This window comes from Kocuria sp. KH4, assembly GCF_053711175.1.
On sequence record NZ_JBSJYX010000024.1, the window covers coordinates 31,365 to 52,965 of the forward strand.

The window sequence follows — 21,601 nt, forward strand, 5'->3', positions numbered from 1 at the left end:
CACCCTTTCCTGTCGACCCAGAGGAGCACCGTGAACCCCACGTCCCACGTGACCACCCGCCCGATCCGCCGCGCCGTCGTGACCGGCGGCGCCGGCTTCCTCGGCAGCCACCTGTGCACCGAGCTGCGCCGCCGGGAGGTCGAGGTGGTGTGCCTGGACAACTTCCTGACCGGCTCCGCGGCCAACATCGAGCACCTCGTCGGCGACCCCGGGTTCCGGCTCGTCCAGTGCGACGTCACCGACTACGTGCACGTGCCCGGCGACGTGGACCTCGTCCTGCACTTCGCCTCCCCGGCGTCCCCGATCGACTACCTCAAGCTGCCCATCCACACCCTGAAGGTCGGCTCCATCGGCACCCACCACGCCCTGGGGCTGGCCAAGGACAAGGGCGCGCGCTTCGTGCTCGCCTCCACCTCCGAGGTCTACGGCGACCCGCAGGTCCACCCCCAGCCCGAGAGCTACTGGGGCCACGTCAACCCGGTCGGCCCCCGCGGGGTGTACGACGAGGCCAAGCGCTTCGCCGAGGCCCTCACGGTCGCCTACCGCGCCGAGCACGGGGTGGACACCGGGATCGTGCGCATCTTCAACACCTTCGGCCCGCGCATGCGGCCCTTCGACGGCCGGGCCATCCCCACCTTCATCCGGCAGGCCCTCGCGGGCGAGCCGCTCACCGTGGCCGGGGACGGCGAGCAGACCCGCTCCGTCTGCTACGTCTCCGACCTGGTGCGGGGCATCCTCGCCCTGGCCGGCAGCGGGCACAGCGGGCCGATGAACATCGGCAACCCGCACGAGCTGTCCGTGCTGCAGATCGCCCGCGACGTCATCGCCGCCACCGGGTCCTCCTCGGCCGTGGAGTTCGTCGACCGCCCGGTCGACGACCCCAACGTGCGCCGGCCCGACACCACGCTGGCCACGGACGTCCTCGGCTGGACCCCGGAGGTGCCCTGGAGCGAGGGCCTGGAGCGCACGGTCGAGTGGTTCCGGCACAGCGCCGCCGCCCGCCCGGTGCCCGCCGCCCCGGGCCGCGGCTGAGCCGCGCCCGGGCCGGCCGTGCGGACCGGCCCGGGGGCGTCCCTCAGCTGACGTAGCGGCGGGCGGCGCTGTGGCGCTGGGAGTCCTCGAGGGCCAGGAAGCGCCGCTCCACCCGCTCGGGCAGGGGGCGCCGCTCCCGCAGCACCCACGGCGCTCCCCGCAGCGCGTCGAGCAGGGCCAGGGCCGTCACCCGGTCCCGCGGCGCCCCGGCCACGACGTCCCGGGTGCGGCGCAGCGCGGACCGCAGCGGCCGGCGCAGCCAGATGAACCACAGCGTGTTGCGCAGCCCGTGCCGGCGGCGCAGGTGCGGGTCCCGGACCGTCGAGGCCTGGTGGTGGACCACCACGTCGGGCAGGTGCACGAGCTCCCAGCCCGCGGTCGCGAGGTCCGCGGCCAGCAGCTCCTCCTCGCCGCCCAGCCACAGCCGCTCGCTGAAACCGCCGACCTCCTGGAACGCCGTGCGGCGCACCACGGAGGCCCCGGCCAGGAAGCTGCCCAGCGCCGGGCCCGGCAGCCAGTCGGGGCCCTCCACGGGGGAGTGCAGCAGCTCCGCGTTGATCGCGTCCTCGCGGGCACCGGGCTCCACCAGGATCTTCCCGGTGACCACGCCCAGGCGCGGATGGGCCGCCAGGGCGTCGGCGGCCCGGCGCAGGGCGCCCGGCTCCCACCAGGTGTCGTCGTCGCAGAACGCCACGAACGGGGTCCGGACCCGCTCCATGGCCACGTTGCGGCCCACCGCCCCGAGGTTCACCGGGCTCGCCACCAGCTCCGCCCAGGGGTGGTGCTCCCGGATCGCGTCCGCGGTCCCGTCCTGGGAGCCGTTGTCGACCACCACCACGTGCGGGCGCTCCGGCAGCTCGCGCAGCCGCGCCAGCGCCAGCAGCGCCTCGTCCCGGCGGTTGTAGGTGATCATCACCACCGCCACGCGCTCGTCGGGGTCGGCGCCGGTCGCGGGGCTGGGGGCGGTGTCGGTCACGGGCTGTCCTCCGGTGCGGTGGGTTCGGTGGTGGCGGGGCGGTCGGTGGGACGGATGTCGGGGTGGCTAGTCGCCGGGCCGGTCCGGCCGGGGCCGGCCGGCTCGGGGGCGGCCGGGGCGTGCAGCAGCGCGAGGGCGGTCTCCGTGGCGGGGGAGACGCGGCGGCGGGCCCGCAGGGCGGCCGGGGCCCGGCGCAGCGCCCCGAGCGCGCCGCGGCGCCCCGTGCGCCCGGCGCGCAGGGCGTCCCGCAGCTCGCGGCCCACGACGCGCCAGGGCCGGCGCATCAGCGCGGTGAGCAGGCGGCTGCGCACGAGCTCGGTCCGGCGGCGGTCGCTGGTCTCCCGGTGCGGGGAGGGGTGGTGGTGGGCCCGGATCTCCGGGACGTAGGCCAGCCGCCAGCCGGCGTCGAAGAGGTCCAGGGCCACGCGCTCCTCCTCGCCGGGGAAGCGCACGACGTCGTCGAAGCCCCCGACCTCCAGGAACGCCGAGCGGCGCACGATCGCCCCGCAGCCCACGAAGCCGAGCAGCGCCGGGCCCGGGCAGCCCGGGGGGATGCCCAGCGGGGACGCCGCCAGCACGGCGTTGAGCGGGTCCGGGCGCTCCTCGGGTCCCACGGCGATCGACCCGGCGAGCAGGCCCAGCCGGGGGTGGGCGTCGAACACGGCGGCCGCGCGGGCGAGCGCACCGGGGGCCCACCAGGAGTCGTCGTCGGCGAAGGCCACGTAGGGGGTGCGGGCCAGGCGCACGCCCACGGTGCGGGCCACCGCGCCGGCGTTGCCCGGCAGGGGGACGACGCGCACCTGCGGGTGCGCCGCGCGCACCGCCTCCACGGAGCCGTCCGTGGAGGCGTTGTCGACCACGACCACGGGCCCCTCGTGCCGTCCCAGGTGCTCGACCAGCTCCTCCCGCCGGTTGCGGGTCGCCACGACCACGGTGACGCGGTGCTGGGGGTCCGGGGCGTCCATCGGTTCCTCTCCGCTCGGGCCCGCCGCACCCGGCGGCCGGGGCGGCGTCGCGCCCGCGTCGGACGGGCGCGCCATCCCATCGTAGGGGTACGTCCTGCCGGGTTCCGCGGCGCGGCGCGTGACAGAATCGGAAGCACGACCGGCCCCCGGTTACCACTGCGAAATACGGCGCGTCCATACTGCGGGGACAGACCCCCACGATCCCGAAAGGCGTGTGATCGTCCGACATGCCCCACCTGCCCGACTCGCCCGACCTGTTCGTCCACTACGCCGCCGACATGTCCGGTGCCGCGGCCTACGACGAGATGTTCACCGAGGACCAGCGGGCCCGGCCCGGCTACGAGCAGGTCGGCGGCGTGCTGGGGGACCTGTCCCTGAGCGACGTCAACACCCGGGCGGACTCGATGGCCCGGTCCTTCCTGGACCGCGGCGTGACCTTCGACTTCGCCGGGGAGGAGCGGCCCTTCCCCCTGGACATCGTTCCGCGCGTACTCACCGCCGACGAGTGGGACGTCATCGAGCGTGGTGTGAAGCAGCGGGTCCGGGCGCTGGAGTGCTTCCTCGACGACGTCTACGGGGAGCAGCGCGTGGTGGCCGACGGCATCGTGCCGCGGGCGCTGATCACCTCCTCCGCGCACTTCCACCGCGCGGTGTGGGGCTTCCGGCCGCCGGGCGGGGTGCGGATCCACGTGGCGGGCATCGACGTGGTCCGCGACCAGCAGGGCGTGTTCCGGGTGCTCGAGGACAACGTGCGCGTGCCCTCCGGGGTCTCCTACGTGATCGAGAACCGGCGGGCCATGGCCAAGGGCCTGCCCGAGGCGTTCATGTCCCAGCCCATCCGCGCCGTGGAGGCCTATCCCCGACACCTCTACCGGGCGCTGCGCGCCACCGCCCCCGAGGCGGCCGAGGACCCGGTGGTCGTGGTGCTCACCCCGGGCGTGTTCAACTCCGCCTACTTCGAGCACACCCTGCTGGCCGGGCTGATGGGCGTGGAGCTCGTGGAGGGCCGCGACCTCGTGGTGCGCGGGGACAAGGTCTACATGCGCACCACCGACGGCGAGCAGCGCGTGGACGTGATCTACAAGCGCATCGACGACGACTTCGTGGACCCCCTGCACTTCCGCTCGGACTCCGCGCTGGGCTGCTCCGGGCTGGTCAACGCCGCCCGGGCCGGCAACGTGACCATCGCCAACGCGATCGGCAACGGGGTGGCCGACGACAAGCTGACCTACTCCTACGTGCCCGAGCTGATCCGCTACTACCTCGGCGAGGAGCCGGTGCTGCCCAACGTGGACACCTACCGGCTGGAGGAGGACGAGGCCCGCGGCTACGTCCTGGAGCACCTGGACGAGCTCGTGGTCAAGCCCGTGGACGGCTCCGGCGGCAAGGGCCTCGTGATCGGCCCGCAGGCCACCGCGGCCGAGCTCGAGGCGCTGCGCGCCAAGGTGCTCGCCGACCCGCGCGGGTGGATCGCCCAGCCCGTGCTGCAGCTGTCCACCGTGCCGACGTTCGCGGACGGGGAGTTCAGCCCCCGCCACGTGGACCTGCGCCCGTTCGCGGTCAACAGCGGCGAGGACGTCTACGTGCTGCCCGGCGGGCTGACCCGCGTGGCGATGCAGAAGGGCTCGCTGATCGTGAACTCCTCCCAGGGCGGGGGCTCCAAGGACACCTGGGTGCTGGGCCAGCCGCAGACCCAGGACCTCGACCCCGGCCAGGCGCCGCCGCCGGACGTGGACTCCTCGGTGCACACCTGGCCGGTATCCGCGTCCTGGCAGGACGAGGCGGACGGCGGTCAGCAGCAGCAGCAGCAGCAGGGGCGGGCCGCCGCCCCCACGACCCGCTCCGGGAAGGAGCCCTCATGCTGAGCCGGATCGCCGAGTCCCTGTTCTGGATCGGCCGCTACGTCGAGCGCGCCGACGGCGTCGCCCGCATCCTGGACGTCCACCTGGAGCGCATCACCCAGCTGCCCGTGGGCGAGCAGGAGGCCGAGGTGCGGCGCATCATGGCGGTGATGGGCGTGGAGCCCGCCGACGGGGACTACAGCGTCCGGTCGATGATCCACGAGCTCGCCTGGAACAAGGACTGCCTCACCTCCATCTCGGGGTCCCTGCACGCCGCCCGGGAGAACGCCCGCCGGGCCCGGGAGACCGTCTCCTCGGCCATGTGGGAGTCGCTGAACTCCACCTTCTACGGCCTGGGCCAGCACCGGCGGGACGTGGTCGGCACCTTCCGCGTCTGCCACTGGACCGTGGAGCGGATGGCGACCGTGCGCGGGCAGGTGCAGATGACCATGTCCCACGACGAGTCGTGGATGTTTCTGTCCCTCGGCGCCGCGATCGAGCGGGCGGACATGACCTCGCGGCTGCTGTGGACCCGCTCCACGTCCGCCTCGGGCATGTCCTGGGTGTCGATCCTGCACTGCGCCGGGGCCTACGAGGCGTTCCTGCGCACCCGCTACGGGACGTTCAGCGACGAGTCGGCCACGCAGTTCCTGCTGCTGGACCGGCTCTTCCCGCGCTCCATCCTGCACGCCCTCACCACGGCCGAGGAGATCCTCGTGAACCTGGAGCCGGGCATCCAGCGGGTCGGGTTCAAGGACGACGCCCGGCGGATCATCGGCGAGGCGCGCACGGCCCTGGAGTTCCACCACGCGGAGGACCTCATCGCGGTGCTCCCCGAGCACCTGAACAACGTCCAGGCCGCGTGCGCGAGGGCGTCGGAGTCCGTGGGCGCCAAGTACTTCTCGCACGCCCTCGAGGCGTCCTGGTTCGGAGGCATGCTGTGACCCGGCTCAAGATCGACCACGTCACCCGCTACGACTACAACGACAGCGTCTCGAAGTCCTACAACGAGGCCCGGATGACGCCCATCACCGACGACGAGCAGATCGTCCTGGAGGCGGAGCTGACGCTGAGCCCGGGCATCGCCACGGTCAGCAACTACCGGGACTACTGGGGCACCCGGGTGGCCGCCTTCGACATCCAGGGCCGGCACCGGCACCTGGAGATCCGCTCCTCCGCCACCGTCGAGGTCAACCGCCGCCCCGGGGACGAGTCCGCCGACGGGCTCAGCTGGGAGGAGCTGGCGGTGCCCGAGGTGCTGGACGCGGTCTCCGACCACGTCCAGCAGACCGCCCTGACCCGGATCGGGCCCGAGCTGGAGAAGATCGCCGAGCGGATCCGGGAGGAGGCCCCGGACCCGGCGGCGGCGGCCGCGGCGGTCTTCGCCGGGATCGCCTCGCACATGCAGTACGTCCCGGGCGTCACCGGGGTGCACACCGACGCGGAGGCCGCCTGGCGGGAGGCGAAGGGCGTCTGCCAGGACCTCGCGCACGTGGCCATCGGCATGATGCGGCACATCGGGATCCCCGCCCGCTACGTCTCCGGCTACCTCCACCCGGACTACGAGGCCGGCATCGGCCGGACGGTGCCGGGGGAGTCCCACGCCTGGGTCGAGTGGTGGAACGACCGCTGGTACGCCTACGACCCGACCAACCACACGCGGCTGACCGACTTCCACGTCACGGTCGCCCGCGGCCGCGACTACACCGACGTCACCCCGCTCAAGGGCATGGTCACCGGCGGGGGCGGGACCTCCGGGCTGCACGTCACGGTGGAGGTCACCCAGACCGCCTGAGCACGGCGCGGCCGCCCGCCCCCACGGGGACGGGCGGCCGCGCCGTCGCCGGCCCTACTGCTCGAAGCGGAAGTTCTTCGGCGCGACCGTCAGCCCGGACGGCGTGACCGTCAGGCCGCGCGAGCGGTCCAGGTCGTGGTCCACGCCCACCTGCACACCCGGGGGCACCACGACGTTCTTGTCGAGGATGCACCGGTCGACCACCGCGCCCTCGCCCACCTGGACGTTGGGCAGCAGCACCGACTGGTTGACCGTGGCGTCGTTGTTGACGAGGACCTTGGGGGAGAGCACCGACTCGGAGACCCGGCCGCCGGTGACCAGGACCCCGGCGGAGAGGATGGAGTCGTTGGTCAGCCCGCCCTCGCCGTGGGGGCCGCGCACGAGCTTGGCCGGCGGGGCCTGCAGCTCGTGCGTGTAGATCGGCCACGCGTAGTTGTAGAGGTTGAAGACCGGCAGCGGGCGGATCAGGTCCATGTGCGAGTCGTAGTAGGAGTCCAGGGTGCCGACGTCGCGCCAGTACTGGCGGTCCCGGTCCGTGGAGCCGGGGACGTCGTTGTGCGTGAAGTCGTAGACGGCGGCCTCGCCGCGGTCCGCGAACCACGGCATGATGTCCCCGCCCATGTCGTGCTTGGTGTCCTCCTTGACCTCGTCAGCCCGCAGCGCCTCGACGAGGGCGTCGGTGTCGAAGACGTAGTTGCCCATGGAGGCCAGGAACGCGTTGGGGTCGTCCGGCAGGGGCGCGGTGGTCTCCGGCTTCTCCACGAACCGGGTGATCCTCGTGACGTCCTGCGGGTCGGTCTCGATCACGCCGAAGGAGGTGACCATCTCCATGGGCTGGCGCACGCCGGCCACCGTGGCCCGGGCGCCGGAGCGCACGTGGAAGTCGACCATCGCGGAGAAGTCCATCCGGTACACGTGGTCGGCGCCGACGACCACCACGATGTCCGGGCGGGCGTCGTCGACGAGGTTCATCGACTGGAAGATCGCGTTGGCCGAGCCCAGGAACCAGTCCTTGCCGCGGCGCTGCTGTGCGGGCACGGTGGCCACGTAGTTGCCCAGCTGCGTGGACAGCCGCCAGGTCTGGGAGACGTGCTGGTCCAGGGAGTGGGACTTGTACTGGGTGAGCACCACGACCTGCAGGTAGCCCGAGTTCACGATGTTGGACAGGGCGAAGTCGATGAGCCGGTAGCTGCCCCCGAAGGGCACCGCGGGCTTGGCGCGGTCCTCGGTCAGCGGCATGAGGCGTTTGCCCTCGCCTCCGGCCAGGACGATGGCGAGTACCTTCTTACGGTGGGGCATGGAGGACCTCTCTGACTTCGACGGCAACGGGCGCAACCTCTCCGCCTCGCGGTGCGGAACCACTCGACAGGCGCCTTCATTGTGTCTTAACACACGGGATGCCGTGCGATCCCGGCCACAGGCGGTCCGATGTGTCCTCAGAACTGGGGATGTCGCGCCCGCGCGGCGCCGTGCCCGTGGCAACGCGGCGATCCTGCAGTACGCTCGGGACCGTGCGAGTCGATATCTTGTCCAAGGAGTTCCCGCCCGAGATCTACGGCGGCGCCGGAGTCCACGTGTCCGAGCTCTCGCGGGTCCTGGCCCCGCTGGTCGACCTGAAGGTGCGGTGCTTCGGTGCGCCGCGCGAACCCCGGGTCAACGGCGCCGAGGTCCGGGCGTATCCGGTGCCCGCGGACCTGAGCGGCGCCAACGCCGCGATCCAGACCCTCGGGGTGGACCTCGCGATGATCGACGACATCGCCGGGGCGGACCTGGTCCACTCGCACACCTGGTACGCGAACATGGCCGGGCACCTCTCCTCGCTGATGTACGGGATCCCGCACGTGCTCTCCGCGCACTCGCTCGAGCCCCTCCGGCCGTGGAAGGCGGAGCAGCTCGGGGGCGGCTACGCCGTGTCCTCCTTCGTGGAGCGGACCGCCTACGAGGCCGCCGCCGCGATCATCGCCGTATCGGACGGCATGCGCAACGACATCCTGCGCTCCTACCCCGGAGTCGACCCGGACCGCGTGCGGACCGTGCACAACGGCATCGACGTCAGCCAGTGGGTCCCGGACGAGGGCACCGACGTTCTCGAGTCCTACGGCATCGACCCCGCCAAGCCCTCCGTGGCCTTCGTGGGCCGGGTGACCCGGCAGAAGGGCGTGCCCTTCCTGCTGCGCGCCGCCGCCCAGCTGCCCGACGACGTCCAGCTCGTGCTGTGCGCCGGCGCGGCGGACACCCCGGAGCTCGGGGCCGAGGTCAACGCGCTGATCGACGAGCTCAAGGCCACCCGTTCGGGGGTGGTGCTCATCGAGAAGATGCTGCCGCGCCGCGAGATCGCCCAGATCCTCTCCGGGGCCACGGCCTTCGCCTGCCCCTCGGTCTACGAGCCGCTGGGCATCGTCAACCTCGAGGCCATGGCCTGCGGCACCGCCGTGGTCGCCTCGGCCACGGGCGGCATCCCCGAGGTCGTCGTCGAGGGCGAGACCGGCCGGCTCGTGCCGCTCGAGCAGGTGCAGGACGGCACCGGCACGCCCCTGGACCCGGAGAAGTTCGTGGCCGACTTCGCCGCCGCGCTCACCGACGTGGTCACCGACCCGGCCCGGGCCCGCGAGATGGGTGCGGCCGGTCGGCGCCGCGCCGAGCAGCACTTCTCCTGGGGGTCCATCGCCGAGCGGACCGTGGAGGTCTACCGCTCCGTCCTGTGAGCCGCCCGGACGGCTCCGGCGCCCCCGGCGCCGATGTGAACTGCGGGCCGGCATGTGGTAAATTATTTCCTGTTGCGTTCAGGAAAGAACGGCCGGAAACGGCGGGACGTTCCTCCTGGATCCACTCGCGCGGGTGGCGGAATAGGCAGACGCGCTAGCTTGAGGTGCTAGTCCTCGTATTAGAGGGTGGGGGTTCAAGTCCCCCCTCGCGCACAGGAATCGGCCGCAACAGGCCGAGGACGACAGCCCCGTCGTCGGCAGGAACACGAGTTCCTGCCGACGACGGGGCTTTTGTCATGAATCGCCCCGCACGACGGCGAGCGGGCGGCGTCTCAGCGGTTCAGGAAGAATCCCCAGTCGGCGGCCTGGTGCAGGTGCACGTCGGTGAAGTCGGGGTGGTGCTCGCGCAGCTGCCGGATCTGCCGGCCGTCGTCGTCGGGGGAGTACGCGCAGGTCCACCCCTCCTCGATCAGCGCGCTGGAGCGGGCCTTCGCCGCCTCGATCTGCTCGGGGGTGTAGAGGTCCCCCAGCGCCTCGATCAGGCTGATCGACCCCCAGTCCGGACTCCGGAGGGCGTCCATCGTCCGGGGCCTCGGCCACGAACGCGGCGCGGTGGTGGAGTCGTGGGGACTCCCGGGGGCGGCGACGAGTGCTGCCTGCGTGCACGCCGCCGGGCGATGTGCCGGCCGATGCCGGCGCCCATGCACGCGCCGGCGGCGCGTCACCGGAGCACCTGCTGCAGGGAGCGGACCAGGGTCGCGGCGGCCACGGCGGTGATGGCCATCAGCGTGATGAAGCCGTACATGCCCGGTGCCAGTTCGCGAAAGATGACGATGACCACGCCGGCCAGGCACGCCCACGAGCCCCACATGGCCCGGCGCCGGCGCCGGGCCGTGGCGGGCCCGCCGGCCAGGACCAGCCGGGCCGTGACCGTGAGGGCGACCAGGCAGATGATCAGCCCGGCGGGGACGACGGGCGGGGTCTCGGTGAGGATCCGGTCAACGCCCATGGCGGCCTTCCGGTCGGTGAGCGCTCGGGGCGCTCCTCGTCACAACCTAGCGCCGGTGCGGGCCCTTCCGCCGGAAGGGAGGGCTCCGGTGTCCGCGCGCCCGGCCCGGAGCAGCCGGGCCGGCGTGCGGGGGCCGCGACGGCGCCCACGGCCACCGAGGGGCGCGGGTGGGCGCGGGCGTCCGGACGACGTCGACGAACCCGCTCGTGTCCCCGCCGAGCGGGATGCGCTCATCCCGATCACCGGGTCGTCGACGGGGGCGGCGGGCCAGGCGTCGCGTGCGGACGCACGGCGCTGCTCGGGTGCGGTCGTCGGGGAGGCGGAGACGCCCCAGGACACCTCGGGGCCTTCCACCTCAGCCGCCACGGTAACCACCGTCTCCGGCGGGGCGTCCTCGGAGGCGCCGAAGCGCAGGATCGTGGTCACCGGGGAGCCCGCGCAGTCGCCGTCGCCGTAGGACCCGTGCTCACTGCGCACGCTGATCCGTTTGGGGACCTGTACGGCGTCAGCCGGTGCGCCCGGTGTGGTGCAGGGCGTGCAGGCAGGCCCGGGCGCGGCGGGCACCACCGATGTGGAGCACGGCGAAGGCGGCGCGGACGATCGTGAGCGAGGTCCGGACGATCTCCTCGCGGGTCAGGAGCAGCGCCAGGACGGCGAGGACCGAGCCGTCGCCGCCGACCGCCGCCTCGGTGCGCGCCCAGGCGTGCACGGCAGCGGCGCGCCCCCGCCCGGGGACGCGCCGCTGCCGTGCTCAGGGAGCGGCCGGCGTCTCCACGGCCACGATCTCCCCCTCCGCCGGCTCGGGGCCGAGGTCGGCGGGGCCGGTGAGGCCGGCGATCGCCCCGGAGGCGGCGGTCACCGCGGTCCGGGCGGTGTGCGAGGTGGCGGGCGGGGAGATGATCGCCACGCCGGCCACCAGGACGACGGCGCCCAGGGCGACGAAGCCGCGGCGCCGGCGGCCGGCGATGATGAGCAGGCCGGCAGCGGCCAGGATGGTCCCGGTGGCGGCCAGCAGGACGGGGACGGCGGGTTCGAGGACCGGCAGGATCATCGGGGGCCGCCTGCGGGGCAGGAGTGCGGGTCGGGGACAGCGGGCACGGGGAACCTCCGGGGGAAGAAGAGGCCGACGGGGGAGGGGTGGTGAGGGCGCGATCGGTGACGCTTCTCGAGGACCATTATCGGTGCCCGGGGCGCGGAAGCACACACGGCGCGCCCCGGGTCGGGAGCGTGCCGCGACGGCCGCGTGGAGCGGCTTGGGCGCCCGTCCGCAGCCGGGTGGTTCCCCGGGGACGGACGGTTCCGCCGGCGGTGCGCCCGGCGACCAGCCGGCGGCTCACCGCGGCAGGTGGCGCTGCAACCACATCGTGCACCACAGCTTGACCCGCATCTCGTCCCAGTCCGGGGCGTCGACGACGAGGGCCGCCGGCCCGTAGCGGTGGACCGATGCGACGCCGTCGCGGCCGGCGAGCTCGGCGACCAGCTGCTCCACCACCTCCGGATGGGACCGGGCGATGTCCTCGCGCAGACCGACGTCGAAGCAGTCGATCTCGGCGACCACCGTCACCGGGGGCTCTTCGACGGCAGCGGCCTCCGGGCCCTCACCGCGCAGGCCGGTGATCGTCCGGCGGGTGTGGGCGAGCATCTCGGTGCCGCTCATCGGGGGGCGTCCGTGGGCGGACTGGTAGGCGCTGTAGAGCGGCATGCCGGGCAGGAAGATCTCGTGGCCGGCCCCGGCGAGCACCGGGTGGTTGAGCGCGGGGTAGTCGCTGATCCGGTGCTCCCCGACCCGCCAGTGGGCGGTGGGCGCCTCGCGCTCGAGCACCTGCCCGAGATAGGCGGCGTAGCCGTCGACGAGCGCGATGGTGGCGGCCGGAGGGTGCGGGTCCACGAGCTTGCAGCGCCGGGCCCAGCTGGGCCACGAGCCCCGGGTCGGGTCCTCGGCGAGCGGGTGCGGGTCCACGCCCCGCTCGGCGGCGCGGGCGCTGATCCAGGCCCACAGCGGGGAGACGGAGTAGACCGACCGGTCGAGCATCTCGTCGGGCTCCAGGCCGTGGCCAGCCAGGGCCTCGCCCAACCGGCGCAGCGCGGGTGTCCGCTCGGCCAGGTACTCGTCGAGGGCGCCGGCGGCCTGGCGCGCGTCCATCACCTCGTACGGCAGCTCCACCATGGGCGTGACTCTACTGCCGTGCCGGCGGCACGGGGAGGGATGCGGGGCGGGGCCGTCGTCCCTGCCGGGGATCCCGGCGTCACCTGTCGGGTAGCGGGGGCGACTCCCGGCGCAGTCCGCGGTGCACCACGGGCCGGGTCGCCCCCGTCGCTGCGGTGGTCGGGCGGGCGGTCTTCCGTCACCGGGGCGGGCCGGTGCACCATTGGATCATCCGAGGACCTCGTGAGCGCTGCGCCCCAGCGCGGCGGGGTCCTCGGCCGATCGCATCGACCGCCCAGCCGCTGGGGTCGGGGCGGAGCCGTGGTAAGGAGCCGTCATGAACCCGAACGAGTGCCCGATGTGCGACATCGGCGTCGTCGCCGCCTGGCGGGTGACCGCCACGAACGAGACCGTCCTGGTGTGCGACGAGTGCGACTGCGTGTGGGAGTCCGCCGAGGAGCTGCCGGGCCCGGCGGCCACCACCGTCGAGCAGTACCTGGAGACCCGCGGGCGGCCGCCGCTGTGGAGCGAGCTGCAGCGCCTCGACGCGGCCTCGACCGCCTGAGCGAACGGGTGCCCGCCCCGCGGCCCGGGTCGTAGCAGCGGACCGGTCGTGGTGGCCCGGGCGGGTGGAGCTGCTCAGGGGCCGGTCGTGCGCCGGCTCGGCGCCGGCACGCCGCGCAGCCTGCGGAGGCGCCGGGCGCGGACCTCCGCCCGGGTCAGGCGGCCGGTGTGCAGGGCGAGGGCCAGGGCACCGGCGGACAGCGCCAGCGCTCCCCACAGCGGGTCCTGTCCCCGGGAGGCGGGGACCACCGCGAGGGCCACGGAGAACACGGCCACGGCCACGAAGAAGACGGTCAGGACGGCCATCCCGGGGGCACCGGTGACCGTGACGCCCGACCCGGCCGGGACGATGCCGACCTCGTCGCGGGCGTAGCTGTGGAGCTGTCCCTCCTCGGTGCGCATCAACAGTCTCGTCTCGCCGGCGGCCAGCGCCTGGGCGTGCCGCGCTCGCACCTCGTCCTCGACGCCCTCGAGGCGCTGGTCCGGGATCTCCTGGGGCACGGGCGGGTCCTTCCGGTCGGGCGGGAGCACCGGGCAGGTGTCGGGGTCGCGGGGAAACCCGGTGAGCCACGGGGACTTCATCGGGGGGACCGCGACACGGAGGCGTTCCCAGCGTATCCACGGCGTGGGCGGACGCCCGGGAGGCCGGGGACCCGGTCAGTGCGTGCCGCGAGCGCGCAGCCCGCGGCTGCGCACCCACGAGCCGACGGCCACGCCCGCCAGCGCCCACAGCGCGCCGGCGCCCACTCCGGCGAGCACGATCCAGAACGGCACACGCAGCTCCTCGGCGGTGGAGGACTGGTGGTGAGCGGGGGCCGTCATGTTCTTCCTCTGGTGCGTCATGCGGGCATGATGGCACGCGCCGAGGGAGTGATCCAGATGCTGCCGGTTCGTGACCTGGACGGGGGACAGCGGGGCTCCGGGCCGAGGGAACCGGGCTCAGCTCTCGCAGGCGACCCCGTCGCCGTCGCGGTCCAGCCTCGGGGCGTAGCCCAGCGAACCGGCCCGGAGCGGGGCCGCGCCCGCAGCTCTGGCCTCGGCGCAGGTGGCGAACCCGCTGGCCGGGGCCGACGGTGCGGCCGGCACGGGCTCCGGGGCCGGCGCCGCGGGCGCGACCGGCGCGGGCGCCACCGGGATGGGCTCCGCGTCCTCCTCGACCGGGGCCGGTTCGGAGGCGTGGTGCACCGGCGTGGGAGCTGCCGCGACCGGCTCCGGGGCGCTGACGGCGACGTCCTCCGGGGCCGCGCCGACGGGCACGTCCTGCTCCGGGCAGCGGGCGAGCACCTCGGTCATCGCCGCCTTCTCCGGGGCGGTGACCCACAGGTCGTACTTGGCCTTGACCGCGATCTGGAGGGCGACGAACTCGCACCGGAAGTTCACGTTCGGCGGCAGCCACCCGTCGGCGGCCTCGTCCGACTTCGCCTGGTTGGTCGGCCCGTCCACGGCCAGCAGGTTCAGCGGATCGTTGGCCAGCTCCACGCGCCGGTCCGGGGCGAGGCGGCGGGCACCGGTGATCCAGGCGTTGCCCAGCGAGACCACGTGGTCGATCTGCACGTCGGAGGAGGTGGCCGGGCCGCGTACGAAGTCGATGGCGGTGGCGGTGTAGGGGTCCGGGTCCAGGACCCCGGAGTCGACGGTGCACCCGTCGGCGGAGACGACGTCGTCGAGGTCGTGCTGGAGGATCTCCTGGCGGGTGTCCTGGCAGTCGCCGTCGGCGTCGATCCACCCGCCGAACAGGCCGTCGCGGTCGTAGTCGGACATGGTGCCGCGGGCGGCGACCGTCAGCTCGTTCAGCGCGGTCAGCGCCCCGGAGGCGGCGACCGCCGGCGGTGCCGTTGTCGGCGCGGCCGCCGTGGCGGCGGTCCCGGTGGGAGTGCCGGAGGGCGCGGCCGTGGTGGTGGCCTCCTCGGTGGTGGCGGAGCTGCCGCCCGGGTCGGCCGCCGAACTGGCGCATCCGGTGAGCAGGGCCAGGGCCGTGGCCGCCGAGGCCCACGCCGCGGCGGTCCGACCGCCGACGCGGCGGCGAGCGGGGAGGAAGTGGGTCATGTCGCTCCAGGGGGAAGTGCGCCGGGCGTTGAGGGAGTCGCGGGGGGCCGGCGCGGGGGATCGAGATGCGTCCCATCCTGCTACCGGCCGGTCGCCGACGCGAACGCGGGGCCGATGTGACGGCTCGGCCGGGCATCCGTCACCACCGTCCGCCCCGCCGAGGTGGAGGGCGTGGAGGTCGACCCCTGCCTCGGCCGGCGCCCGGGTCGGCAGTAGGATCGTCACGGGCTGCCGACGAGAACGAGGGGATCGAGGTGTGGTGATGGACCGGTCCCACCCGGAGTGCTGGTTGACGGACATGGACGGGGTGCTCGTCCACGAGGACAGGGCCCTGCCGGGCGCCGCGGATTTCCTGCAGCGTCTCGTCGACCGGGAGCGCCGCTTCCTGGTCCTGACCAACAACTCGATCTACACCCCGCGCGATCTCGCGGCCCGGCTGGCGAAGAGCGGCCTGACCGTCCCCGAGGAGTCGATCTGGACCTCGGCGCTGGCCACCGCGGGCTTCCTCGCGGACCAGGTGCCGCGGGGCTCGGCGTACGTGGTCGGTGAGGCGGGCCTGACCACCGCGCTGTACGAGGTGGGCTACACCCTCACCGACGTCAGCCCCGACTACGTGGTCCTGGGCGAGACCCGCACGTACTCGTTCGAGTCCATCACCAAGGCGATCCGGCTGATCGACTCCGGATCGCGCTTCATCGCGACGAACCCGGACTCCACCGGACCCTCGGCGGAGGGCCCGCTGCCGGCGACCGGGGCGGTCGCGGCCCTGATCACCCGGGCCACCGGCGCCGTCCCGTACTTCGTGGGCAAGCCCAACCCGATGATGTTCCGCAGCGCGATGAACCGCATCGACGCCCACTCGGAGTCCACGGTGATGATCGGTGACCGGATGGACACCGACGTCGTCGCGGGCATCGAGGCCGGGCTGGAGACGATCCTGGTGCTGAGCGGGTCCACCCGGGCCGCGGATGTCACCACGTATCCGTATCGCCCCGGCCGCGTGCTCGACTCCATCGCCGACGTCATCGATCTCGTCTGACCACCCGGCCGCCGCAGCGGTGCCGGCTCGTCGCCGCGGCCGGCTGCCCGGCCCCGGCTCCGCCCGGCCGTCGCGGGCGTCCTGGGCCCTCACTCCCTGTTCCGCGGCGTCGGCGTCGCGGCACCCCGATCAGCGGGCGCCGGGGACCGGGGCGTCGACCTCCAGCGGCCGGATGACGTGGTCCGGACGGGAGACCACGCTGCGGCCGAGCACGAGGGCGTTCGTGAGCCCGCGGGTGAGCCGGTGCCGCAGCGGCACGAAGCCGGCCGCCCCGTAGAAGGCCAGCAGCTCCTCCCAGCCCTTGCGCGGATCGGCCGGCACCGGCCGCAGGACCACCCAGGTGGTGCCCGCCGCGCACGCGGCGTCCAGGAACCGCCCCAGCAGGGCCGACCCGACGCCGTGGCCGCGGTGCGAGGAGCCCACGACCAGGGTGTCGAGGTAGCTGCACCGCCACTCCACCGGCGGCTCCGGCTCCACGACGAAGCTCTGCCAGGTCGCCGAGGTGTGGTTGCCGTGGCACAGCCCGACGACGTCCCCGTGCGCGACCGCGACCGTGGTGGTGTCCAGCCACGCCGTGGACTGCGCGCGGGACAGCTCCCGGCCCGGGGCGACCTGACCGTAGAGCGCGGCGGCGGCCGGGAGGTCGTCGGTGGTGGCGGGGCGCAGGTCGATGCCGGGGGAGGACATGGGGCGATCGTAACGGCACCGGCCGCTGACCTGTAGGGGCGCCGAGCCCGGCGGAGCGGCGCGCGTCAGGGCCGGCTGATCCGGGCGAGCGCCGCGGCGCCGCTCAGCGGCGGGCCCGGACGTCCTCGTGGATCGCCGGGCGCCGGCCGCCGGGCACGCGCAGCTGAGGGCCGTGGCCCGGGGCCAGCACGTCGAAGTCCGTCCCGGCGAGGAGCGTGCGCGCCGCGTGCCCGGCGACGGCGGGGTCGTGGTGGAACGGCGCGGGCAGCAGGTGCGGAACCCCGTGCGCCGCGGTGGTCCGGTGCCCGGTGACCACGGCGTCCCCGGCGGCGAGGATCCCGGTGTCGCCGATCAGGTAGGCGGTGTGCCCGGAGGTGTGTCCCGTGGTGGCCACCGGCCGCGGGGACCCGGGCAGGTCCAGCACCGCGGTGGCCGGGCCGAAGGGGACGACGGCGCTCTCCGCCACCGTGACGTCCTTCAGGCCGCCGGCGCGCAGGGCGTGGGCGCACCACGCAGCCCAGCCCGGCGAGCGCGCGGCGCGGGGCAGGGACTCCTTCGGGCCGATCTGCTCGCGGGCCGTGCCGGTCAGATTCGGGACCTCGGCGGCCGCGCAGTGCACCGGGACACCGGCGGCGACGTAGCGGTCGAGCGTGCCGATGTGGTCGCCGTGGGCGTGGGTGACGACCACGGCCTCGGGCAGCCCCGTGGCGCCGGCGGCGTGGACGGAGGCGTCCACCAGACTCCGGTCACCGGGGTAGCCGCAGTCGATCAGCGTGTAGGACGCGCCGTCGCGCAGGATCAGCCAGTTGGATCCCGGGCCGGTGACCAGGACGGTGCCGGATCCGAGGTCGTGGGTGTTGTCGGCGGTGGACCAGCGGGTCATGCGGTTCGGGGCTCCTGGGGGGACGACGGCGAGTTCCGGGTCCAGTCTGCGCCCCGTGCGTTGCTCCCGGCCGGAGGGCGCGCCTGCCTCCCGGCGCCGGGGCGAAGCGGAGCGCTGGGCCCCGCCCGGGCTCAAGCCGTACGCCGCAGCGCCAGCACGGTGGAGTCGTCGTCGAGGCCCGCGGACCGGGCGTAGCCGGCGCACCGCTCGACCAGCTCGGCGGCCGAGGCCGCCGAGGCGTTGGCCGCGGCGGCCTTGCCGATCGCCTCGTCGATGTCGGTGAAGTAGTCGAGGAACCCGTCCGAGACCACCAGCAGGGTCGCCCCGGCCTCCAGCGCCGTGGTGTGGATCCTCCACTGCACCCCGGGCACCGCGCCCAGGGGCGGCCCCGAGGTCTCCAGGCGCCGGGGGGTGCCGTCGGAGCCCAGGACGAGCGCCAGACCGTGACCGGCGTCCACGTACTCGAGCACCCCGGTCGAGGCGGACAGGCGGGCGGTGAAGACGGTGACGAAGGCGCCGGCCTCCTCCAGCAGCGGGTCCAGGGCCCCGCTGGCACGGGCGATGGCCTGGGCCGGCTCGTTGTACTGGAAGGTCCCGCGCAGCACGGCGCGCACCGAGGCGGAGAGCAGGGCCGCCGGGATGCCCTTGCCCATCACGTCGGCCAGCGTCAGCTGCAGCCGGTCCCCGGTGCGGAACCAGTCGTAGAAGTCTCCGCCGATCGACTGCGCGGCGGTGCACCGCCCGGCGATCTCCCACCCCGGCAGCGCCGGGTCGGTCTTGGGCATGAGGATCTGCTGGATCTGCTCGGCGCGGTCGAGCTCTCCCTGGGCGGCGAGCTCGCGCTCGACCCATCCCGCCAGCTCGGCGAGCAGGTGCCGCTCCCGGTCGCTGAGCTGCCGGGGCCGGTGGTCGACCAGGCACAGCGAACCCACGGCTTCCCCACCGGGGGCGTGCAGCGGCTGACCGGCGTAGAAGCGCACCGGCGGATCGGCGGTCACGAAGGGATTGCCGCGGAACAGCTCCTCGGCGGTCGCGTCGGGCACGACGAGCGGCGCGTCCCGGGCGACGGTGTGGCTGCACAGGGAGTCGGCGCGCGGCGTGTGCACGAGTCCCGGCAGTCCGGCCTCTGCCTTGGTGAACTGGCGCTCCGCGTCGATCAGGTTGACCGCGGCGGCCTCCACCTGGAAGACCTCCCTGGCGATGCGCACGACACGGTCGTAGCGCTCCTCCCGCGGCGTGTCCAGCACCTTTAGCTCGTGGAGGGCAGCCACCCTCGCGCGCTCCTGCTGTTCCGTGTGCATCTGCATACAGTCCACGGTACCGACCATCGCCGCGTGCGCCACCCCGCCACGTCGGGGGACCTCGACACAGGCCGGTGCCGACTCGGACCGGACGTCAGGCCGGGGCGTCACCCGTCCGCGCCGGCGACGATGAGCCCGGCACCGGCGGCGAGCAGTCCGACGGTGAGGACGACACCGCCGGCGGTGATGAGGTGGCGCAGCCGGTTGGGCTTCTCCGGGTCGCGGCCGAGGACGCTGAGGAAGAACCCGGCGGGCATGAGGACCGCCGCCCACAGCACCCCGTTGGAGAGGTGTGCCAGCACAGGAGGGACCTGGGCGTGCGCGAGGTACAGCTGGATGACTAGGCCCAGGATGACGAGCACCCCGGCGTGGGCGTGACCGGCCCGGTAGTAGGTCCTCTGCAGGTCGTTGGCGGGCGCCGTGCCGTTGACGACGCGCAGCAGGAAGGAGCCGCCGTAGGCGATGGCCACGACCGTCAGGAGGATCGTGCCGGCCGAGATGAGTTGTGCGTCGTCCATGTCGTTCACCTTGTCGTCCGGGGTGTCCGGGGCCGCCGGGGAAGCGGCCCCGCCGTGAGAGCCGTGATGTTCGTCAGCGCGAGATGGACCTGGAGGCCGGCGCCCGGCACACCGGGAGGCGCCACGGCCGCCGGGCCCGGCAGCCGGCCCATCACGCACCGTCCGGGCGGGACGGGGAGCCGTAGAGCATGCCCGCCGCACGTCGGGTGATGGCGGAGAGGTCACCCCCGGCGACCAGGTCGCGGATGCGGGCCCGGTCCAGGTTGCCGGTCAGGGCGAGCGTCGCCAGCCCGTGCACCAGCGACCAGGCCGCGATGACGGCCGCCGCCGCGTCCTCCTGCGCGTGCGGGGACGCCAGGGTGTCGACGCCGATGCGCAGCTCGGCGAGGGCGGCGTCGGAGGCCGCCACGAACGCCGGGTCGTCGGTGTCCAGCAGCCCGGGGTCGAACATCACCGCGAAGTGCGCCGGGTGGTCCAGGGCGAACTCCACGTACGCCACCCCCAGCTCCAGGAACGGCGCCCCGTCCTCCCGCAGGCGGGAGAGGCGCTCCCGCAGCGTTTCGAAGCCCTCGGTCGCGATGGCCGTCAGCACTCCACGGCGGCCGCCGAAGTGATACCGCGGAGCCGTGTGACTGACACCGATGTCCCCGGCGATCGCCCGCAGGTTCAGCGCCGCGGGGCCGTCCTGGGCCACCACCTCCAGGGCCCGGTCCAGCACCGCCCGTCGCAGGTTGCCGTGGTGGTATGCGTCCATGCCCGAACTTTATATCGGAAAGTTTCCACTGTATAGATGCCACGGAGCGGACCCACTGCTCCGAACGTGCGCGGCGGGGCGCGGCGGACCCTAGTCTGTGAGTCATGCCCCTGCTGCGAAAGATCGTGCCGTCGGCCCGCGTCTCGGACGAGTCCCACCGTGTCACCACCTTCGAGTTGTTCTTCGACCTGGTGTTCGTGTTCGCCTTCACCCAGGTGACCGGGTTCATGGCCCACGAGCACTCCGTTCCCGGCGTGCTGCAGGGCATGATCATCCTCGGGCTGCTGTGGTGGTCGTGGGTGTCCTTCTCGTGGCTGGCCAACCAGACCCACGTGGACGAAGGACTCATGCGGTTCGGCCTGGCCGCCGTGATGGTGGCCGTGTTCATCGCCGCCCTGGCCATTCCGGAGGCCTTCGCGGACTTCGAGGGCGGGCTCGACGGCCCGCTGGTGCTGGCGCTGTCCTACGTCGTCGTCCGCGTCCTGCATGTCACCCTCTACGCCCACGCCGCCGAGAGCGACCGGCCCCTGCGACGCCAGGTGGCCAAGCTGACCGCCGCGATGACGCTCGGCTCGGCGCTGATCATCGCGGGAGCGGTGATCGGCGGCCCCGCCCAGCCCTGGTTCTGGCTGGCGGGGCTGGTCGTCGAGTGCGGGATCACGTTCTTCACCTCGCGGCGAGGCGACTGGCGGGTGCACTCGGCGGCGCACTGGACCGAACGGTACGGGCTGATCATCATCCTCGCCCTGGGGGAGTCCATCGTGGCCATCGGCGTGGGGGCGTCCCGGGAGCCCGTGAGCATCCCCATACTCCTGGGGGCCGCGGCCGGCATCACGCTGTCCCTGGGCCTGTGGTGGCTCTACTTCGACGTCACCGCGATCGCCGCGGAGCACCGCTTCGCCGCACTGCGGGGGTCGGCCCGCGCCTCCGCCGCCGTGGAGGCCTACACCTACCTGCACCTGCCCCTGGTGGCCGGCATCGTCCTGTCCGCACTGGGTGTGGAGGACGTCCTGGCCCACGTGGAGGACACGGACGCCTTCGGCGCCCTGGGCGCCGCCGCGCTCTTCGGCGGGACCGCGCTGTACCTTCTGGGCAGCACCGCTTTCTGGCGCCGTGTCGGCGGCGAGTGGGCGACGTGGCGCCTGGGCGCCACTGCACTGCTGCTCGCGCTCGGGCCGGTGGCCGCCCGGATGGCGCCGCTGGCCGCCCTGGCACTCGTCGCGCTCGTCGTCTCCGCTCTGGTCGCCGTCGAGAGCCTGCACCATGCACAGCGCAGGGCCGCGATCCGGACTCCTCACTGACGGGTCCCGCACCTGACGACCCGCAGGGTCCCCCGCCTG

At 73.9% G+C, this 21,601-nt stretch carries 24 protein-coding genes and 1 tRNA gene; 9 read left to right on the plus strand and 16 right to left on the minus strand.

Annotated elements, in window-relative coordinates; genetic code table 11:
• The first annotated feature begins 30 nt into the window (after nucleotides 1-30).
• On the plus strand, nucleotides 31-1,032 hold the full coding sequence (locus ACWCOM_RS15255) for a UDP-glucuronic acid decarboxylase family protein (RefSeq protein WP_454549603.1): 1,002 nt from the start codon (nucleotides 31-33) through the stop codon (nucleotides 1,030-1,032).
• A 43-nt stretch (nucleotides 1,033-1,075) separates the two neighbouring features.
• Here ACWCOM_RS15255 and ACWCOM_RS15260 read toward each other — a convergent pair whose 3' ends face one another.
• Both ACWCOM_RS15260 and ACWCOM_RS15265 read right to left on the minus strand, forming a co-directional pair.
• Complete coding sequence (locus ACWCOM_RS15260) at nucleotides 1,076-2,008, minus strand: glycosyltransferase family 2 protein (protein WP_454549604.1); 933 nt, start codon at nucleotides 2,006-2,008, stop codon at nucleotides 1,076-1,078.
• On the minus strand, nucleotides 2,005-2,973 hold the full coding sequence (locus ACWCOM_RS15265; protein ID WP_454549605.1) for a glycosyltransferase family 2 protein: 969 nt from the start codon (nucleotides 2,971-2,973) through the stop codon (nucleotides 2,005-2,007). Before ACWCOM_RS15265 ends, ACWCOM_RS15260 begins: the two co-directional genes overlap by 4 nt.
• A gap of 227 nt (nucleotides 2,974-3,200) precedes the next feature.
• Here ACWCOM_RS15265 and ACWCOM_RS15270 point away from each other — a divergent pair, with 227 nt between their 5' ends.
• From ACWCOM_RS15270 to ACWCOM_RS15280, 3 genes are read left to right on the plus strand one after another with little or no spacing between them, the layout of a single operon-like run.
• Nucleotides 3,201-4,838 (plus strand): circularly permuted type 2 ATP-grasp protein, encoded by a 1,638-nt coding sequence (locus ACWCOM_RS15270; protein WP_454549606.1) that lies wholly within the window; start codon nucleotides 3,201-3,203, stop codon nucleotides 4,836-4,838.
• Nucleotides 4,832-5,758, plus strand: a complete 927-nt coding sequence (locus tag ACWCOM_RS15275; RefSeq protein WP_454549607.1) for an alpha-E domain-containing protein — start codon at nucleotides 4,832-4,834, stop codon at nucleotides 5,756-5,758. Before ACWCOM_RS15270 ends, ACWCOM_RS15275 begins: the two co-directional genes overlap by 7 nt.
• Entirely contained in the window at nucleotides 5,755-6,609 is an 855-nt protein-coding gene (locus ACWCOM_RS15280) for a transglutaminase family protein (RefSeq protein WP_454549608.1), read from the plus strand. The genes ACWCOM_RS15275 and ACWCOM_RS15280 overlap by 4 nt, the downstream gene beginning before the upstream one ends.
• A gap of 54 nt (nucleotides 6,610-6,663) precedes the next feature.
• Here ACWCOM_RS15280 and glgC read toward each other — a convergent pair whose 3' ends face one another.
• Complete coding sequence (gene glgC, locus ACWCOM_RS15285) at nucleotides 6,664-7,908, minus strand: glucose-1-phosphate adenylyltransferase (protein WP_454549609.1); 1,245 nt, start codon at nucleotides 7,906-7,908, stop codon at nucleotides 6,664-6,666.
• A gap of 212 nt (nucleotides 7,909-8,120) precedes the next feature.
• Between glgC and glgA the strand changes: the two genes are divergently transcribed.
• Both glgA and ACWCOM_RS15295 read left to right on the plus strand, forming a co-directional pair.
• Nucleotides 8,121-9,314, plus strand: a complete 1,194-nt coding sequence (glgA, locus tag ACWCOM_RS15290) for a glycogen synthase (RefSeq protein WP_454549610.1) — start codon at nucleotides 8,121-8,123, stop codon at nucleotides 9,312-9,314.
• Between the two features lie 127 nt (nucleotides 9,315-9,441).
• A tRNA-Leu gene (locus ACWCOM_RS15295) sits at nucleotides 9,442-9,527 on the plus strand.
• A 119-nt stretch (nucleotides 9,528-9,646) separates the two neighbouring features.
• Here the strand turns inward: ACWCOM_RS15295 and ACWCOM_RS15300 are convergent.
• The 5 genes from ACWCOM_RS15300 to ACWCOM_RS15320 all read right to left on the minus strand — a co-directional run bounded on the left by ACWCOM_RS15300 (nucleotide 9,647) and on the right by ACWCOM_RS15320 (nucleotide 12,490).
• A complete protein-coding gene (locus tag ACWCOM_RS15300; RefSeq protein ID WP_454549611.1) occupies nucleotides 9,647-9,895 on the minus strand; it encodes a hypothetical protein in 249 nt (82 codons plus the stop codon).
• A 140-nt stretch (nucleotides 9,896-10,035) separates the two neighbouring features.
• A complete protein-coding gene (locus ACWCOM_RS15305; protein WP_454549612.1) occupies nucleotides 10,036-10,323 on the minus strand; it encodes a hypothetical protein in 288 nt (95 codons plus the stop codon).
• A 505-nt stretch (nucleotides 10,324-10,828) separates the two neighbouring features.
• Nucleotides 10,829-11,032 (minus strand): hypothetical protein, encoded by a 204-nt coding sequence (locus tag ACWCOM_RS15310; RefSeq protein WP_454549613.1) that lies wholly within the window; start codon nucleotides 11,030-11,032, stop codon nucleotides 10,829-10,831.
• A gap of 42 nt (nucleotides 11,033-11,074) precedes the next feature.
• Nucleotides 11,075-11,374, minus strand: coding sequence for a hypothetical protein (locus ACWCOM_RS15315; protein WP_454549614.1), 300 nt, complete (start codon nucleotides 11,372-11,374; stop codon nucleotides 11,075-11,077).
• A 282-nt stretch (nucleotides 11,375-11,656) separates the two neighbouring features.
• Nucleotides 11,657-12,490, minus strand: a complete 834-nt coding sequence (locus ACWCOM_RS15320; RefSeq protein WP_454549615.1) for a hypothetical protein — start codon at nucleotides 12,488-12,490, stop codon at nucleotides 11,657-11,659.
• Between the two features lie 316 nt (nucleotides 12,491-12,806).
• Between ACWCOM_RS15320 and ACWCOM_RS15325 the strand changes: the two genes are divergently transcribed.
• Complete coding sequence (locus ACWCOM_RS15325; RefSeq protein WP_454549616.1) at nucleotides 12,807-13,034, plus strand: hypothetical protein; 228 nt, start codon at nucleotides 12,807-12,809, stop codon at nucleotides 13,032-13,034.
• A gap of 74 nt (nucleotides 13,035-13,108) precedes the next feature.
• On the opposite strand, the gene ACWCOM_RS15330 is transcribed toward ACWCOM_RS15325, so the two are convergent.
• From ACWCOM_RS15330 to ACWCOM_RS15340, 3 genes are all read right to left on the minus strand, one after another.
• On the minus strand, nucleotides 13,109-13,534 hold the full coding sequence (locus tag ACWCOM_RS15330) for a hypothetical protein (RefSeq protein WP_454549617.1): 426 nt from the start codon (nucleotides 13,532-13,534) through the stop codon (nucleotides 13,109-13,111).
• Between the two features lie 156 nt (nucleotides 13,535-13,690).
• A complete protein-coding gene (locus ACWCOM_RS15335) occupies nucleotides 13,691-13,876 on the minus strand; it encodes a hypothetical protein (protein WP_454549618.1) in 186 nt (61 codons plus the stop codon).
• A gap of 96 nt (nucleotides 13,877-13,972) precedes the next feature.
• Entirely contained in the window at nucleotides 13,973-15,079 is a 1,107-nt protein-coding gene (locus ACWCOM_RS15340; protein ID WP_454549619.1) for an excalibur calcium-binding domain-containing protein, read from the minus strand.
• 262 nt (nucleotides 15,080-15,341) lie between these two features.
• Between ACWCOM_RS15340 and ACWCOM_RS15345 the strand changes: the two genes are divergently transcribed.
• The gene (locus ACWCOM_RS15345; RefSeq protein WP_454549620.1) at nucleotides 15,342-16,118 is read left to right on the plus strand and encodes an HAD-IIA family hydrolase; all 777 of its coding nucleotides are present in this window, start codon (nucleotides 15,342-15,344) and stop codon (nucleotides 16,116-16,118) included.
• Between the two features lie 129 nt (nucleotides 16,119-16,247).
• Here the strand turns inward: ACWCOM_RS15345 and ACWCOM_RS15350 are convergent, their stop codons facing one another.
• The 5 genes from ACWCOM_RS15350 to ACWCOM_RS15370 form a co-directional block, all read right to left on the minus strand.
• Nucleotides 16,248-16,805, minus strand: coding sequence for a GNAT family N-acetyltransferase (locus ACWCOM_RS15350; protein ID WP_454549621.1), 558 nt, complete (start codon nucleotides 16,803-16,805; stop codon nucleotides 16,248-16,250).
• Between the two features lie 103 nt (nucleotides 16,806-16,908).
• On the minus strand, nucleotides 16,909-17,688 hold the full coding sequence (locus tag ACWCOM_RS15355) for an MBL fold metallo-hydrolase (protein WP_454549622.1): 780 nt from the start codon (nucleotides 17,686-17,688) through the stop codon (nucleotides 16,909-16,911).
• Between the two features lie 131 nt (nucleotides 17,689-17,819).
• The gene (locus ACWCOM_RS15360) at nucleotides 17,820-18,959 is read right to left on the minus strand and encodes a PP2C family protein-serine/threonine phosphatase (RefSeq protein ID WP_454549623.1); all 1,140 of its coding nucleotides are present in this window, start codon (nucleotides 18,957-18,959) and stop codon (nucleotides 17,820-17,822) included.
• A gap of 137 nt (nucleotides 18,960-19,096) precedes the next feature.
• Complete coding sequence (locus ACWCOM_RS15365; protein ID WP_454549624.1) at nucleotides 19,097-19,507, minus strand: hypothetical protein; 411 nt, start codon at nucleotides 19,505-19,507, stop codon at nucleotides 19,097-19,099.
• 151 nt (nucleotides 19,508-19,658) lie between these two features.
• Entirely contained in the window at nucleotides 19,659-20,261 is a 603-nt protein-coding gene (locus ACWCOM_RS15370; protein WP_454549625.1) for a TetR/AcrR family transcriptional regulator, read from the minus strand.
• Between the two features lie 104 nt (nucleotides 20,262-20,365).
• On the opposite strand from ACWCOM_RS15370, the gene ACWCOM_RS15375 reads away from it, so the two are divergent.
• Nucleotides 20,366-21,562 carry a low temperature requirement protein A gene (locus ACWCOM_RS15375; protein ID WP_454549626.1) on the plus strand — a complete coding sequence of 399 codons (1,197 nt, stop codon included), beginning with the start codon at nucleotides 20,366-20,368 and terminating at the stop codon, nucleotides 21,560-21,562.
• Nucleotides 21,563-21,601: the final 39 nt, after the last annotated feature.

Coding starts and splice junctions, on each gene's coding strand:
- ACWCOM_RS15335 (WP_454549618.1), bottom strand. CDS start 13,876: ATGACGCACCAGAGGAAGAACATGACGGCCCCCGCTCACCACCAGTCC.
- ACWCOM_RS15370 (WP_454549625.1), bottom strand. CDS start 20,261: ATGGACGCATACCACCACGGCAACCTGCGACGGGCGGTGCTGGACCGG.
- ACWCOM_RS15355 (WP_454549622.1), bottom strand. CDS start 17,688: ATGACCCGCTGGTCCACCGCCGACAACACCCACGACCTCGGATCCGGC.
- glgC (WP_454549609.1), bottom strand. CDS start 7,908: ATGCCCCACCGTAAGAAGGTACTCGCCATCGTCCTGGCCGGAGGCGAG.
- ACWCOM_RS15345 (WP_454549620.1), top strand. CDS start 15,342: ATGGACCGGTCCCACCCGGAGTGCTGGTTGACGGACATGGACGGGGTG.
- ACWCOM_RS15265 (WP_454549605.1), bottom strand. CDS start 2,973: ATGGACGCCCCGGACCCCCAGCACCGCGTCACCGTGGTCGTGGCGACC.
- ACWCOM_RS15375 (WP_454549626.1), top strand. CDS start 20,366: ATGCCCCTGCTGCGAAAGATCGTGCCGTCGGCCCGCGTCTCGGACGAG.
- ACWCOM_RS15300 (WP_454549611.1), bottom strand. CDS start 9,895: ATGGACGCCCTCCGGAGTCCGGACTGGGGGTCGATCAGCCTGATCGAG.
- ACWCOM_RS15365 (WP_454549624.1), bottom strand. CDS start 19,507: ATGGACGACGCACAACTCATCTCGGCCGGCACGATCCTCCTGACGGTC.
- ACWCOM_RS15305 (WP_454549612.1), bottom strand. CDS start 10,323: ATGGGCGTTGACCGGATCCTCACCGAGACCCCGCCCGTCGTCCCCGCC.
- ACWCOM_RS15315 (WP_454549614.1), bottom strand. CDS start 11,374: ATGATCCTGCCGGTCCTCGAACCCGCCGTCCCCGTCCTGCTGGCCGCC.
- ACWCOM_RS15320 (WP_454549615.1), bottom strand. CDS start 12,490: ATGGTGGAGCTGCCGTACGAGGTGATGGACGCGCGCCAGGCCGCCGGC.
- ACWCOM_RS15350 (WP_454549621.1), bottom strand. CDS start 16,805: ATGTCCTCCCCCGGCATCGACCTGCGCCCCGCCACCACCGACGACCTC.
- ACWCOM_RS15275 (WP_454549607.1), top strand. CDS start 4,832: ATGCTGAGCCGGATCGCCGAGTCCCTGTTCTGGATCGGCCGCTACGTC.
- ACWCOM_RS15270 (WP_454549606.1), top strand. CDS start 3,201: ATGCCCCACCTGCCCGACTCGCCCGACCTGTTCGTCCACTACGCCGCC.
- ACWCOM_RS15340 (WP_454549619.1), bottom strand. CDS start 15,079: ATGACCCACTTCCTCCCCGCTCGCCGCCGCGTCGGCGGTCGGACCGCC.
- ACWCOM_RS15325 (WP_454549616.1), top strand. CDS start 12,807: ATGAACCCGAACGAGTGCCCGATGTGCGACATCGGCGTCGTCGCCGCC.